The 15,007-nt window shown below is 35.6% G+C and carries 12 protein-coding genes; 6 read left to right on the forward strand and 6 right to left on the reverse strand.

Annotated elements, in window-relative coordinates:
• The first annotated feature begins 36 nt into the window (after positions 1-36).
• The 5 genes from proB to argH all read left to right on the forward strand — a co-directional run bounded on the left by proB (position 37) and on the right by argH (position 5,349).
• A complete protein-coding gene (proB, locus tag BUA03_RS11185) occupies positions 37-798 on the forward strand; it encodes a glutamate 5-kinase (RefSeq protein WP_066076882.1) in 762 nt (253 codons plus the stop codon).
• A 122-nt stretch (positions 799-920) separates the two neighbouring features.
• Positions 921-1,916: an N-acetylornithine carbamoyltransferase gene (locus BUA03_RS11190; RefSeq protein WP_066076885.1), complete on the forward strand. Its 996-nt coding sequence runs from the start codon at positions 921-923 to the stop codon at positions 1,914-1,916.
• Positions 1,913-2,758: an acetylglutamate kinase gene (gene argB / locus BUA03_RS11195; RefSeq protein WP_082854277.1), complete on the forward strand. Its 846-nt coding sequence runs from the start codon at positions 1,913-1,915 to the stop codon at positions 2,756-2,758. The genes BUA03_RS11190 and argB overlap by 4 nt, the downstream gene beginning before the upstream one ends.
• Positions 2,759-2,854: 96 nt before the next feature.
• A complete protein-coding gene (locus tag BUA03_RS11200) occupies positions 2,855-3,925 on the forward strand; it encodes a M20 family metallo-hydrolase (RefSeq protein WP_066076888.1) in 1,071 nt (356 codons plus the stop codon).
• 143 nt (positions 3,926-4,068) lie between these two features.
• Positions 4,069-5,349, forward strand: a complete 1,281-nt coding sequence (argH, locus tag BUA03_RS11205) for an argininosuccinate lyase (RefSeq protein ID WP_066076891.1) — start codon at positions 4,069-4,071, stop codon at positions 5,347-5,349.
• Between the two features lie 246 nt (positions 5,350-5,595).
• Here the strand turns inward: argH and BUA03_RS11210 are convergent, their stop codons facing one another.
• From BUA03_RS11210 to ytxJ, 6 genes are all read right to left on the reverse strand, one after another.
• Positions 5,596-6,588 carry an L-histidine N(alpha)-methyltransferase gene (locus tag BUA03_RS11210; protein WP_245792624.1) on the reverse strand — a complete coding sequence of 331 codons (993 nt, stop codon included), beginning with the start codon at positions 6,586-6,588 and terminating at the stop codon, positions 5,596-5,598.
• 48 nt (positions 6,589-6,636) lie between these two features.
• Positions 6,637-8,130, reverse strand: a complete 1,494-nt coding sequence (locus tag BUA03_RS11215; RefSeq protein WP_066076893.1) for a BCCT family transporter — start codon at positions 8,128-8,130, stop codon at positions 6,637-6,639.
• Between the two features lie 4 nt (positions 8,131-8,134).
• Positions 8,135-9,502: a mercuric reductase gene (locus tag BUA03_RS11220; RefSeq protein WP_066076896.1), complete on the reverse strand. Its 1,368-nt coding sequence runs from the start codon at positions 9,500-9,502 to the stop codon at positions 8,135-8,137.
• Between the two features lie 20 nt (positions 9,503-9,522).
• Entirely contained in the window at positions 9,523-9,804 is a 282-nt protein-coding gene (locus BUA03_RS11225) for a DUF427 domain-containing protein (protein WP_066076899.1), read from the reverse strand.
• A 15-nt stretch (positions 9,805-9,819) separates the two neighbouring features.
• The gene (gene egtB / locus BUA03_RS11230; protein ID WP_066076902.1) at positions 9,820-10,959 is read right to left on the reverse strand and encodes an ergothioneine biosynthesis protein EgtB; all 1,140 of its coding nucleotides are present in this window, start codon (positions 10,957-10,959) and stop codon (positions 9,820-9,822) included.
• 433 nt (positions 10,960-11,392) lie between these two features.
• Positions 11,393-11,782 carry a bacillithiol system redox-active protein YtxJ gene (gene ytxJ, locus BUA03_RS11235; RefSeq protein WP_066076905.1) on the reverse strand — a complete coding sequence of 130 codons (390 nt, stop codon included), beginning with the start codon at positions 11,780-11,782 and terminating at the stop codon, positions 11,393-11,395.
• Between the two features lie 143 nt (positions 11,783-11,925).
• Here ytxJ and clpB point away from each other — a divergent pair, with 143 nt between their 5' ends.
• On the forward strand, positions 11,926-14,529 hold the full coding sequence (gene clpB / locus BUA03_RS11240; protein WP_066076908.1) for an ATP-dependent chaperone ClpB: 2,604 nt from the start codon (positions 11,926-11,928) through the stop codon (positions 14,527-14,529).
• The last annotated feature ends 478 nt before the right edge of the window (positions 14,530-15,007 follow it).

A 15,007-nucleotide genomic window follows, 5' to 3' on the forward strand; every position in this document is an offset into this window, starting at 1 on the left:
GAAAAATAAAACTTTTTACCCTTTGTGGTTAAAATTATGGCTAAAAAAAGAATTTTATTAAAGTTAGGTAGCAATACCTTAACCAAGGAAACCAATCATATTTCGAGAGGAAAAATTGAGGATATAGGTATACAAATCGCTGCTTTACAGGAGGAGTATGAGTTTATCATTGTAAGTTCAGGTGCGATTGCTGCAGCCAAACAATTTGTAAAACTAGAAAATCAAGACAAAGATGTGTTTGTCAAACAAGCGCTAGCTTCAATTGGTCAGCCTCACTTGATGCGGATTTATCATGAAAGTTTCAGTGATTTAGGATTACTGATTTCGCAGTGTTTACTTTCGTATTCGGATTTTGAGAAGGAACAATCCAAGGTCAACATTGTGAACACGATAAATGTATTGGTAAAAAACAGTTACATACCAATTATCAACGAAAATGATACGGTGGCAACTGACGAAATTCAGTTTGGTGATAATGATAAATTAGCGGCGTTAACAGCCGTTTTATTGAAGGTTGACATTCTGATTATTGCTACAAATACGAATGGGATTTACACCAAAGCATCTTTAAACAATACCGTTCCAGAAACTATTTCGTTAGTAACTGATTTAAAAGTGTTGGAAAATGAAATTGGGGATTCGAAATCCTCTCACGGAACTGGCGGCATGCAATCTAAAATTGAAGCTGCAGCAATTGCTAAGGCAGGTAATGTTGAGACTTGGATTGTCAATGGATTAGAAGATAACTTTATTTTGAACGCATTAAAAAACGAAATTCCTTTTACACAAATAATATAATTTCCCCAACCCCAAGAAGGAGTTGAGCAATAAACTTAAAAGTATAAACAAAATTCTCCTTAGCCCGTTTCGGCTCCCTCTCCTTCGGAGAGGGCTGGGGAGAAAATAAAACAAATAACACAATGAACTACATATCGATACAAAACATAGATTCACTTGAAAAATGGGTAAAGGAAGCCTTGAAAATCAAGAAAAAACCACTTAAAAATAAAACCCTAGGAAAGAACAAAACCCTAGGAATGTTGTTTTTCAATTCTAGTTTAAGAACACGTCTGAGTACCCAAAAAGCAGCTCTGAATTTAGGAATGAACATTATGGTAATGAATTTTACCAATGAGGGCTGGACATTAGAATTTGAAGACGGTGCTGTCATGGACTCAGGTGCATCAGAACATATTAAGGAAGCCGCTGCAGTCGTTTCTCAATATTGCGATATTATTGCTATTAGAGCCTTTGCAGGTTTGATAGATAGGGAAAAAGACAATGCCGAAACCGTCCTTTCTGGATTCTTAAAGTACGCTACAGTACCAATTATAAATATGGAAAGTGCCACAGGACATCCTTTGCAGTCCTTAGCGGATGCGATTACGATGGCCGAGCACACGACGGCACACCGACCAAAAGTGGTTTTGACTTGGGCGCCTCATCCTAAAGCTTTGCCTCAAGCAGTTGCTAATTCGTTTGTGGAAATGATGCAGTTACAAGAGGCTGATTTTGTAATTACACATCCTGAAGGTTATGAATTGAATCGAGAAATTACCAAAAATTCAAAAATTGAATACGACCAAAATAAAGCGTTTGAAAATGCTGATTTTATCTATGCCAAAAACTGGAGTAATTATACCGATTATGGGCTAATTACTAATTCCGATCCCAATTGGACTGTAACTACTGATAAAATGAAACTGACAAATAATGCTAAATTCATGCACTGCTTGCCCGTAAGGCGTAACGTAATTGTGATGGATGAAGTTTTAGATAGTGAAAATTCAATTGTTATCGAGCAAGCCACTAATAGAACGTATGCTGTGCAATTAGTGTTACAAAAAATATTGGAAAGCCCCCCAACACCCCAAGGGGGAACGAAAACTGAAAAGTCTAAAAAAATTAAAAAATGACAATTCCATCTCAAAACTCCAGTATTCCAGTTTCAGCTCCCTCTCCTTCAAAGGGTCCCGACAATTCGGGAGAGGTGAGGATCATAAAAATAGGCGGTAACATCATTGATAATCAGCGTGAATTATCTCAGTGTTTAGCTGATTTTTCAAAAATTAAGGGTTCTAAAATTTTAGTTCATGGAGGCGGAAAATCAGCTACTAAAATGGCCGAAAGCATTGGTTTAATTCCCCAAATGATTGAGGGAAGACGCATCACCGATGCCGCTATGCTAGAAGTTGTTGTAATGATTTATGCCGGACAAATTAACAAAAATATCGTTGCGCAATTACAGGCAAATTCAACAAATGCAATGGGGTTTTCAGGAGCTGATGGGAATTTAATCCAATCCGAAAAGAGGAACCATCCTAGCATCGATTATGGTTTTGTAGGAGATGTCAAAAAAGTAAATATTGATTTGCTGACCAACTTACTTTCGAGCGGAATCGTTCCTGTCTTTTGTGCCATAACACACGATGGGAAAGGACAATTATTAAATACAAATGCTGATACGATTGCCAGCGAATTAGCAATTGCTTTATCGGATTTTTTTGATGTAACTTTGAATTATTGCTTTGAGAAACCCGGTGTTTTATTTGATGCAGAAGACGATTCTTCCGTTATTTTGACCATCAATCAAGAATTATATTCCAAATTAAAAGCCGAGAAAGCGATACACTCCGGCATGATTCCTAAGTTAGACAACTGTTTCAACAGCCTGTCTAAAGGAGTTCAAAAAATAAAAATTGGGCATCACAGCATGTTGCAAAATGACGATTCAATTTGCACAACGATAGAATTATAAAATGTTAAACACAAATTTCACAATTTCACACATATTAAAAACTTGTGCCCTTGTGTCTTCGTGGCAAAAAAATAGCGCCCTTGTGGCAAATAAAACATGAAAAAAGTCGAAACTCTAAAACAAGAAGCCATTGCGTTATTAAAATCGCTAATTGAAACTCCCTCCTTTTCAAGTGAAGAAGATCAAACGGCACTTTTAATCGAAAATTGGTTTACTCAAAATAGCATCCCTTTCGAAAGAGAGAATAATAATATTTGGGCTTTCAATAAATATTTTGACAAGACAAAGCCAACGGTTTTACTCAATTCACACCACGATACGGTAAAACCCAATCAGGGCTACAGTAACAATCCCTTTGAAGCTATTGTTAAAGACGGTAAATTGTTCGGCCTAGGAAGTAATGATGCTGGTGGCTGCTTAGTTTCTTTGTTAGCAACTTTTACCTACTTTTATTCTGATGAAAATTTGCCTTACAATATTGTTATGGTCGCTTCTGCAGAGGAGGAAAGCAGTGGCAAAAAAGGATTAAACAGCGTGTTAAAACATTTACCACCATTGGATTGCGCCATTGTAGGCGAACCCACATTAATGCAATTGGCCATTGCTGAAAAAGGACTGTTAGTTCTCGATGTTACCGTCAAAGGAACACCAAGTCATGCCGCACATCAAAATGATGACAATGCACTTTACAAAGCAATTCCGGTAATGGAGTGGTTCAAAAACTATACTTTCGATAAAATTTCAGAACAATTAGGTCCTGTAAAAATGACTGTCACGCAAATCAACGCCGGGAAACAACACAACGTAGTTCCATCAGAATGTGATTTAGTTGTAGACATTCGTGTCAACGATTGCTACTCAAACCATGAAATATTACAAATTGTAAAAGAATATGTTCCTGCCATAGTTACGCCACGTTCCATGCATTTAAACGCATCCTCAATCCCTACAACTCATGGATTAGTGCAAGCTGGAATTTCATTAGGAAGAACAACCTATGGCTCTCCTACCCTTTCGGATCAATCTGTTTTGAGCTGTAAATCTTTAAAATTAGGTCCCGGCGATACACTGCGGTCCCACTCTGCCAATGAATTTATATATTTGAAGGAAATCGAAGAAGGAATTGATTTGTATATTAAAATTTTGACAGATTTTTTTAAGCACTAAAATAAATTGGAGCTCCTTCCCGCTATCCGTTGCAATCTTTTTATTTTTAAAGAAAAAATAAAAAGGATTTTCACTGCTATCGGGGCTAAAAACAATCAGCAAGAACAATTTACGAATCGTTCTTACAACAAAAAAATAAAACTATGAAACTTTGGGAAAAAGGAATACCAACCGATAAACAAATTGAGCACTTCACTGTCGGAAACGACAGAGACCTGGATTTAGTTCTTGCCAAATACGATGCATTAGGCTCGATCGCTCATGCAAAAATGCTAGGCCAAATTGGACTTTTAACAGCATCAGAGACCGAATCGCTAGTCTTAGCTTTACAAGAAATCATCGCAGATGTCGAAAAAGGCAATTTCATAATCGAGGATAGTTTTGAAGACGTACATTCTAAAATCGAATATTTATTGACAGTAAAACTAGGTGATGCTGGGAAAAAAATTCACACCGCCCGTTCTCGTAACGACCAAGTTTTAGTGGACGTAAATTTGTACCTTAAAGATGTTGTTATAGATTTTAAAAGTCAAGTAAAAAGCCTTTTTGATTTGCTCATGGAATTGGCTGAAAAGCATCAAAATGTGCTTTTGCCAGGATACACGCATTTACAAATTGCAATGCCATCTTCTTTTGGAATGTGGTTTTCCGCTTATGCTGAGACATTGATTGATGATATCACAATGTTGAATGCCGCATTAAAAATTGTGGATCAAAATCCATTAGGTTCAGCAGCAGGTTACGGAAGCTCCTTTCCCATCAACAGAGCTTTCACCACAAAAGAATTGGGATTTGAAACTTTAAAATTCAATTCAGTTGCTGCGCAAATGAGTCGTGGAAAATCAGAGAAAATAGTCGCTTTTGCCATGAGCAGCGTCGCAGCAACTTTGTCTAAATTCTCTATGGATGTTTGTTTGTATATGAGTCAAAATTTTGATTTTATCGCTTTGCCTTCGCATCTTACGACGGGTTCAAGTATTATGCCTCACAAAAAAAATCCTGATGTTTTTGAATTGATACGTGGGAAATGCAACAAAATCCAAGCCTTACCATACGAAATCACTTTGATTACGAATAATCTTCCAAGTGGCTATCACAGAGATTTACAATTACTGAAAGAAGGTTTGTTTCCAGCCATTCAAAACCTGAAAGCGTGTTTAGATATCGCAATTTTTGCGATCAAAGACATCAAAGTTAAAGACAACATTCTGGCCGATAAAAAATACGATTATTTGTTTACCGTAGATTCCTTAAACGAAATGGTTGTGGCGGGAATACCTTTCAGAGATGCTTACAAGGCAGTCGCGGAACAACTGGAAAACGGCACCTTTGAAGCCCCTAAAGAAACCAGACACACGCACGAAGGAAGTATCAATAATTTATGTTTAACAGAAATAAAAGAAAAGATGAAGATAGCCTACTAGATGTAATAACCTCATCATATCAAAAAGCACTATAAATAACAGTACTTTTTTCATTTATAACTTCAAAACGAAACTAAATTTTACGAGGGCTATTTATAGAAACGAAATCAAAATATATAGCTTGAAAACTTTTTTGGTTAAGCAAACAAAATCAACTTTAAAAAAGTAAAACTAGATTCCATTTAAACTAAAAAAAGAGCTTTTAAACTTGCAAGAATAACAACTGAATTTATCCAATATTTCATTTTATTTCCGCTCTAAAATATAATTAGCAAAATACGCTTTGCTATCTGTTATTTTACCTTTGATTGTAAAATCAGTTTTGCTTAAAATGGAGTTTAGAATGCTATCATTATACTTTCTGGATATTTCCATCAATATCTTTTCGCCTTCGAAAAAATCAAAACTTTTATTGATTTTAGCAATGTAAACCTGTTGCGCTTTGGTACTAACTAAATAACTTTTAGCAATTCCGTCGCTCTCTTTATACTCAGGTTGATGTTTAAAAAATTGTAAATCAAAATTGGCTTCTAACTCCCTGTTTATTCTATCTAGCAAATTTAGGTTAAAAGCCGCTGTAATTCCTTGGCTATCATTGTAAGCAGGAAGCACTATGGAGGCCGGTTTAATTAAATCCACTCCTAAAAATAACTTATCCTTTTTTTGTAAATTATCACTTAATTTCGACAAAAAATCAGTAGCAACGGCATCAGACATATTTCCAATATTCGAACCTAAAAACAGAATCACTTTTGGATGCTTATTTTCTTTTAATAATTCTAAAACCTCAAAATAATCACCGTGTTTTTTCTGTATTGATAGGCTAGGTAATTCCTTGTTTAGATCCACTTTTAAGTTGTCTAGAGCGCTTTGCGAAATATCTACTGGCATGTAATCGAACCTATAGTTTAATCGGTCTAGTTCTCTCAAAAGTTCTTTAGTTTTTAAACCATCTCCCGCGCCAAGTTCTATTAGGTCAAAATAGATATCAGGGTCGAGTTGTAAAGATTTTATAATTGCGTAGGTTTGTGTTTTAAAAATTTCATGCTCCGCTCTTGTTACATAGTACTCTGGTAAATTCATGATTTTTACAAATAGAGCATCTCCTGATTTATCATAAAAATACTTTGAAGGCAAGAATTTTTCTACAGTGCTTAATCCTTGATCAACTTCTTTTTTAAGTTGGTCAATCATAGTACTAGTATTTTCTATTTTGTTTACAGTGTTTGTCTCTTTCATCTGGTTTTGATATCAATGGTTTAAAATGAGAAATGCTTAAGTACGAACTCAAGACTTGTATCTATCACTGAGCGCTTCTTTCTTTACAATAGTATTTTTAAAAAACATAAAAACGATATAGCCATATAAAAAGCTAAAAGGCAGAGCCATAATGACCAATAAATTGCTAATCCCATTAAGGAGCTCAGTAGTTCCAATAGCGGTAAGTCCAAGTGCGGTAGCTGTAATTATAAATCCCCATCCCAGTTTATGCTTTTTAGAAGGGTTTTCGTTTCCTTTATCGCTGAACATTCCTAATACGAATATGGCCGAATCAACAGAATTTATTATGGAAATAAGCACCAATAATCCAGCGATAAAAAAGGTAATATAATGAAATGGAAAATGCTCTAAAAAAACAAATAATGAACTGAAAACATCATTAAATTGTGTATTGTCATCTGTGGTAATTATATCGAAAGCCGAATTTGCAAATACGGAAAACCATATTACGGTAGCTAGTGTTGGAATAAAAATAGTGGTGATTAAAAACTCTTTTATCGTTCTACCTTTAGATATTCTAGCGATAAAAATTCCAGTGAATGGAACCCAAGCTAACCAAAAAGCCCAATAAAAAACGGTCCATTCTTGTGTAAAGCTTGGGGCAGTTTTATAACTTCCAAATGACAAGCTCATTTCAAAAAAATGAATTACATAATTATAAAAAGCTAAAGCAGTTTGATACAAAAAAGTGTTAAAATTCAGAAAAAAACCAATAAACAGCATAAGTATAATTGAAAATGTAAAATCGAAATCAGCTAAAAATTTGATCACCTTGTTTATTCCTGTCAATGCCGAATAGGTTGCTACAATTCCAATAAAAACAACCATTAACAATAAAAAATTAGTTCCATAAGTGACTTTAAAAGCATATTCAATGCCATTTACAACTTGTGCAGTTCCTAATCCTAATGAAGCTATAACACCCGTTATTGTAATCAATATAATGAATATTGAGGCAATGTATTTTACGGTTTTACTTTTAGCATAAGGCACAATGGCATCTAATAGAGTAGGCACTTTTTTTACATAGAGATTGTAAGCCACAATCAAACCAAATAAACTGTACATAGCCCAAGGTGTGAAACCCCAATGAAAAAAAGTGTATTGTAAAGCCGTGACCTTACTATTAGCGGTGGCAACCGGAGGATTGTTTAGATAATAAGTTGGCTCTTGAACTGCTCGTAACAACAATCCCGAACCCATGCCAGTACTATACAAAAGGGCAACCCAACTGAAATAAGAAAAAGCGGGTTTTTCATCTCCTAAACGCTGCTTGCGCAAAGGCAGAAACAAAATAACCACAGCTGCAATAACGGTGATCAAGCCAACCCATAAATAATAGGTGCTAAAGACAGTTAATAAATTTTGGTTTACCTTATTCAACACTTGCGTTAAAAATGCTGGTGCAAATAAACCAGTCAGAAAGAAAAAAAAACTAAAAATTGACCCATAAAATAATAAGCTATTGGGTCGAATATAACCATACAATTTTGTAATCAAAATATTATTCTTTAGTGGTTGGTTGTAGGTCTTCTAACATGGTAGGTATAAGTTCGCTAACTGTAGGATGAATATGAATTGCATCTCTAAAGATTGTGTAAGGCTGTTTTGCATACATTAGATTAGTGATTCCACTGATGATTTCGTCACCACCAACACCTAAAACGCAAGCTCCTAAAAACTGATTTGTTTTAGCATCAATAATCGCCTCCATAAACCCTTTTGTCTCTCCCTTTTCTTTGGCGCGACCTACTTTATCCATTGGCCTTTGCCCAATTAAAATGGAGAAACCTTTCTCCGTAGCTTCGGCTTTTGTCATCCCTACTCTTCCTAATGGTGGATCAATAAACAATCCGTATGTAGTAATTCTGTCACTAATTTTTCTTTTTTTATCTCCAAGGATGTACTCCTCTACAATTTGGAAATCATTGTAAGAGGTATGCGTAAACGCACCTTTTCCGTTACAGTCGCCTATCGCAAAAATACCTGCTATGTTCGTTTTGCAATAATCATCTACGGTAATATATCCTTCCTCATCATACATAATCGAGGTGTTTTCTAACTGTAATGTATCGGTATTTGGTGCCCGACCTACAGCTAGCAGTAAATGAGTACCCGTAATTTCTTTATCGGCTCCATTTATTTTTACTAGAATTTCAGTACCATCCTGCGTCACATTTATTTCTTTCGCATTAAACTCTATTGCTATATTTTCCTCCTGTAAAATTTCGGCAATTGCGTCGCTTACATTTTCATCTTCCTTACTAATGAGTCGATCCCCGCTTTCAATAATTGTTACTTTGCTACCAAAACGCTTAAACATTTGACCAAATTCCAATCCAATATAGCTACCGCCAATAATTATTAAATGCTCAGGTAATTTTGTCAACTCTAAAATATCGACATTGGTTAAATAATCTACCTTCGAAAACTCTTTGGGAATAATTGCTCTTGCTCCCACATTTATAAAGATTTGCTTTGCAGTAATTTTATCATCGTTAATCGCAATTTCATAATTGGAAATAAAATGAGCTTCACCTCTAAAAAGCGTAATTTTATCATTGCTGGAAATACTTTTCTCAATTCCTTCTCGGGAACCTTTTACTAACGTATCTTTTCGAGCTTTTATTTTTTCAAGATTAGCTTTTGCACCAGCTGGAATCTCGATTCCCATTTCTTCACCATGCAAGCTATCCCACATTCTGCGTGCACTGGCCAAATACGCTTTTGTAGGAACGCAGCCATTGTTGACGCAAGTTCCACCTAAAAAACTTTTTTCAATAAGTGCTACAGTTCCCTTTTTTGATAGGCTAAATGCCAAAGGTACTCCCGCTTGCCCGCTACCGATAATTATAAAATCAAACTTTTTCATCTGCATTATAAATTAGAAATCTATTCCTTAACCGACACGTTTTTCCAGAATGCTACATGATTCTTTATTTCCTTAGCCGCGTCTTTTGGATTTTTATAAGACCAGGCTGCATTTTCACTAATTTCATCATTAACTTTTACAGTGTAATAAGAAGCTTCTCCTTTCCAGGGGCAGGTGGAATGATGACTCGTTTCGCTCAAATAATCACTATTGACACTTTCTAACGGAAAATAATAATTCCCTTCTATGACCACAGGATGCTCACTTTGAGCAATCACGACATTATTAAATATTGCTTTCATACTATTAATTTTTAATTATTTTGCTAGTCGTAAGCCGCTAAATTGCCAACGCATATCTGGAGGAAAAAAGTTGCGATATGTTTTTCGACTATGTCCTTCAGGAGTTGCTACCGATCCACCTCGAAGAATCATTTGATTGACCATAAACTTACCGTTGTATTCTCCTAGCGCGCCGGGTGATTTACTGAATCCTGGATAAGCTAAGTAGGCACTATTTGTCCATTCCCAAAGTTGTCCCCACTGGAATTTATCACTTGCAATTTCCCACTCAAATTCGGTTGGTAAACGGCAACCTTTCCATTCGCTATAGGCAAAAGCTTCATAAAAACTAATATGCATAACAGGCACATCAGGAACTACTTTCTCTAAACCATTCAAAGTATAATTCCACCATTCACCATCGATTTTGTACCAGTATAACGGCGCTTCAATTTTATTGCTATTTATCCAACTCCAGCCGTCATCATGCCAAAAATTGAAATTTTGATAGCCTCCAGCCAAAATAAAATCAAAATATTCTTGATTGGTTACTAGCGTATTACGAATTTCAAAATCATTTACATATACTTTGTGACTCTCTAACTCATTATCAAAACAAAAACCCTGTTCTTGATGCCCTATTTCATATAAACCAGCGTCAATCTTGAAAAAATCAGCTGCGTGAGTTTCAACTTTAGTTTTAAAACGATCTTGATATGCCGGAAAAGTAGGTTGGTTTCCTAAGATATATTTAATGTCGTAAACCAAAAGTTCTTGATGTTGTTCCTCATGATTGATTCCAATTTCTACTACAGCTAAAATAGCTTTACTTGGATTTGTATTTAAAAAAGTAATTACAGCATCAGTGACATACTTTCTATAGCTGTAAACTTCTGCAACCGAAGGTCTAGACATTAAACCCCGTGCAGGACGCAAAACACGTTTACCGACATTATTATAATAGCTGTTGAATAAAAAATGAAAATCCTCATCGTAAAGAACATAATTTTCGTCATATTTTGTCAATACAAATTCTTCCCAAAACCAAGTAGAATGAGCTAAATGCCACTTTGGAGGAGATACAAATTCACTCGCTTGAAGCGAATAATCCTCGATAAGTAAAGGTTTGCAAAGCTGTTCTGAATTTTGTCTTATTCTTAAAAAACGATCAATCATAAGATCCCATATTACATATTAACTTAATTAGATGTAAGTTAACACAATAACTCTCCTTTAAAATTACATTTTTAAGAGTATTATTTATATAATTACGATTTAATTTCCTGACTATTTAACTCTGAAAAGGTGTATAAAATTTGTTTTTAGGAATTTTGGTGAGCAAAGATTTTAGAATAATGAAGATACATGCATTTGATTAATTTATTGCCTGTAAAAATTTGATTATCCTTTTAAAGCTACCTAAAAATAGCTATACAATTTATAGAAGCAAAAGAACATGCGTAAACGCACAAAAAACCTTTTTAAAAAAGGATTTAAGCTGCGAAATAATAACTGAAGTTTATTAAAATTTTAATCTAAAAAGCCACGAATTCACTAATTAAATTAATAATTAATGAACTCGTGGCTTACAAGCTACAGTTTTTAAAAACTATACTTTACCCTTCAAAGCCTCTGCATCAATATCGCTATGGGAAACATGATAAATGGCTTTTCCTTCTTTAATCAAAATCAATTGTGGAGATTGATGCGGTACGCCAAAACGATTTGCAATTTCATTAGAAATATCACGATGCGCTATTAAGTCTAAAAAATAAGGCGTAACTTTATCTGAGCTATTAAACTCATTTTCAAATTGTTTCAGCGCCATCCTACTTACGCTGCATCGCGTACTGTGTTTAAAAATCGCTACCGCTTTTTCATTCGAAATGGCACTAATTTCATTCAGTTGCCCTATATCGGTTAGTTCTTTCCAGTCGATTTTTTTTTCATTTGAATCGTTGTCGTCTGAACTATTAAAAATATTTTTAAAGAAACTCATAATTGTCTTGTTTTAAGACATTTTGACTTTAAAACATGATAAAAATCATGAAATTTCCGTCAATTTGTCTGTATTATTGTATTGGAATATAAATTGAATGTTGGATTGCAAAGTTAGACAAATAACATAAACAATATAAAGTGATGAACATAAATAAATTTACCATCAAATCTCAGGAGGCCATTCAGCTTTCGCAACAATTGGCACAAAGCCAAGGACAACAACAAATAGAAAACGAGCATATTTTTAAGGCAATTTTTGAAGTCGATGAAAATGTAGCTCCTTTTATTTTAAAAAAACTCAATGTAAATGTCCCCTTATTTCTCCAAATATTGGATAGTACGATACAGAGTTTTCCTAAAGTTTCTGGTGGCGAAATAATGCTTTCCAGAACAGCAAACACCACGCTAAATGAGGCGGAAATTATTGCCAAAAAAATGAACGATGAATTCGTATCAATAGAGCATTTAATTTTAGCCATTTTTGATTCCAAAACAAAGGCTGCCCAAATCCTAAAAGACCAAGGCGTAACTGGAAAAGGATTGAAAGCTGCTATCGAAGAATTGCGAAAAGGCGAACGGGTAACTTCTGCCTCTGCCGAAGAAACCTATAATTCATTAAATAAATACGCCAAAAACCTCAACGAACTCGCACGCTCAGGGAAATTAGATCCCGTTATTGGTCGGGATGAAGAAATTAGACGAGTCCTACAAATTCTAACGCGTAGAACCAAAAATAACCCAATGTTAGTGGGAGAACCTGGAGTGGGGAAAACTGCCATTGCAGAAGGATTAGCACACCGCATTGTTGATGGAGATGTTCCTGATAATTTAAAAGACAAAATTGTATATTCTCTTGATATGGGAGCGCTAATTGCAGGTGCAAAATACAAAGGAGAATTTGAAGAACGATTAAAATCTGTGGTAAAAGAGGTGACTTCTGCCGAAGGTGACATCGTTTTATTCATTGACGAAATCCATACGCTAGTAGGCGCTGGAGGTGGTGAAGGCGCTATGGACGCCGCAAATATTCTGAAACCTGCTCTAGCTCGTGGCGAACTTCGTGCTATTGGAGCCACAACATTAGATGAATACCAAAAATATTTTGAAAAAGACAAAGCACTTGAAAGACGATTCCAAAAAATAGTAGTTGAGGAGCCAGATACTGAAAGTGCTATTTCGATCCTGCGTGGGATCAAAGAAAAATATGAAACCCATCATAAAGTCCAAATAAAAGATGACGCGATTATTGCCGCCGTAGAATTATCGCAACGGTATATCACCAATCGTTTTCTTCCTGATAAAGCCATCGATTTAATGGACGAAGCGGCCTCAAAACTGCGTATGGAAATCAATTCTAAACCCGAAGAACTCGATGTTTTGGATCGAAAAATCATGCAATTAGAAATTGAAATTGAAGCTATTAAACGAGAAAAAGACGAAAGCAAACTCAAAATTTTAGGAATGGATTTGGCAAATCTTAAAGAAGATCGCAACGAAATTTACGCCAAATGGAAATCTGAGAAAGATGTAGTTGATAATATTCAAGCCGTAAAAACAGAAATTGAGGACTTCAAATACGAAGCAGAACGTGCGGAGCGCGAAGGTGATTACGGAAAAGTAGCCGAAATTCGGTATGGAAAAATCAAAGAAGCACAAGAACGTCTAGACGCATTAATCAAAGAATTGCAAGAAAACCAGTCTGGAACATCCTTGATTAAAGAAGAAGTTACCCGAGAGGATATTGCTGAAGTTGTTGCCAAATGGACAGGGATTCCCGTAATGAAAATGCTTCAAGGAGAACGTGAAAAGCTATTGAAACTGGAAGATGAATTGCATTTCAGAGTCGTAGGTCAAGAAGAAGCTATTGAAGCCGTGAGCGATGCCGTTCGAAGAAGCCGAGCTGGATTGCAGGACATGAAAAAACCAGTAGGAACATTCCTTTTCCTTGGCACAACTGGTGTTGGAAAAACGGAATTGGCAAAAGCCTTAGCCGAATATTTATTTGATGATGAAAATGCCATGACACGTATTGATATGAGTGAATATCAAGAACGCCACAGTGTGAGCCGTTTAGTTGGTGCGCCTCCAGGATATGTGGGTTATGATGAAGGCGGACAATTGACTGAAGCCGTACGTAGAAAACCCTATTCAGTGATTTTGCTTGATGAGATTGAAAAAGCGCATCCTGATACGTTCAATATCTTGTTACAAGTATTAGACGAAGGCCGTTTGACAGACAATAAAGGTCGACTCGCCGATTTTAAAAATACGATTATCATTATGACTTCTAACATGGGAAGTCAGATTATTCAAGATAAATTTGATAATTTAAAGGGAGGTGTGGAAGCCGCAACAGAAGCCGCAAAAATCGAAGTGTTGGCATTATTGAAACAAACCGTACGACCTGAATTTATCAATCGAATCGATGAAATTGTCATGTTCACGCCACTTACCACGGAAAATATTGCAAAAATTGTGGGACTCCAACTGAAAAGTGTCACCAAAATGCTAGCACTTCAAGGCATTACTATGGACGCCACTCCAGAAGCCATTGCTTATTTGTCAGAGAAAGGATATGATCCACAATTTGGTGCTAGACCGGTGAAAAGAGTCATTCAAAGAGAGGTGCTCAATGAATTATCAAAGGAAATTCTATCTGGTAAAATAACCACTGAAAGCATCGTTTTGATTGATGCCTTTGATGGGAAATTGGTATTTAGGAATGAAAGTGAGTTGGCGCAATAAACGATTATTCTTTACTTGAAAAATCTTTGCACAAGTTGGGAACTTTGGCAAAACGCATACCAAGCACCAGTTGAAAAGCTGGTGTTTTTTTTTATGATTTTTTGTATCTGGAGCAGAAGTCCATATTTCCAGAAACAGCGATACTTCCTGCTTTCCACTGTATCTTTATGGTCTCGTTTTGAGAACGAGAACATAAAGGATGCCGTTTCTATCAGGGCTATTTAGTTCGGCTGGTTTTCATAATTTCGTTATGTACTCGTACCGTAGGTTCCTGCGTTGCTGTAAGCATTTAACGTAGTAAAGAAGAAACTTTGATAGCTATAGCAAAAAGGTCAGAAGATATTTATGTTTACTGGAAAATGGGTATTAGGAACACTTTTTTCCCAAAGACCTAAAAATTCCATAATGCAATAGAATAGACCTTATGTAGAAATGTACGTTTAAGTTGAATTAGAAATACAGTAATTTTGAAAATTCA

Origin of the sequence: Flavobacterium fryxellicola, from assembly GCF_900143245.1 — a bacterium.
GTDB classification, from domain to species: Bacteria; Bacteroidota; Bacteroidia; order Flavobacteriales; family Flavobacteriaceae; genus Flavobacterium; species Flavobacterium fryxellicola.

Coding starts and splice junctions, on each gene's coding strand:
- BUA03_RS11210 (WP_245792624.1), bottom strand. CDS start 6,588: ATGAAAGAGACAAACACTGTAAACAAAATAGAAAATACTAGTACTATG.
- egtB (WP_066076902.1), bottom strand. CDS start 10,959: ATGATTGATCGTTTTTTAAGAATAAGACAAAATTCAGAACAGCTTTGC.
- proB (WP_066076882.1), top strand. CDS start 37: ATGGCTAAAAAAAGAATTTTATTAAAGTTAGGTAGCAATACCTTAACC.
- ytxJ (WP_066076905.1), bottom strand. CDS start 11,782: ATGAGTTTCTTTAAAAATATTTTTAATAGTTCAGACGACAACGATTCA.
- argB (WP_082854277.1), top strand. CDS start 1,913: ATGACAATTCCATCTCAAAACTCCAGTATTCCAGTTTCAGCTCCCTCT.
- BUA03_RS11220 (WP_066076896.1), bottom strand. CDS start 9,502: ATGAAAAAGTTTGATTTTATAATTATCGGTAGCGGGCAAGCGGGAGTA.
- argH (WP_066076891.1), top strand. CDS start 4,069: ATGAAACTTTGGGAAAAAGGAATACCAACCGATAAACAAATTGAGCAC.
- clpB (WP_066076908.1), top strand. CDS start 11,926: ATGAACATAAATAAATTTACCATCAAATCTCAGGAGGCCATTCAGCTT.
- BUA03_RS11200 (WP_066076888.1), top strand. CDS start 2,855: ATGAAAAAAGTCGAAACTCTAAAACAAGAAGCCATTGCGTTATTAAAA.
- BUA03_RS11225 (WP_066076899.1), bottom strand. CDS start 9,804: ATGAAAGCAATATTTAATAATGTCGTGATTGCTCAAAGTGAGCATCCT.
- BUA03_RS11190 (WP_066076885.1), top strand. CDS start 921: ATGAACTACATATCGATACAAAACATAGATTCACTTGAAAAATGGGTA.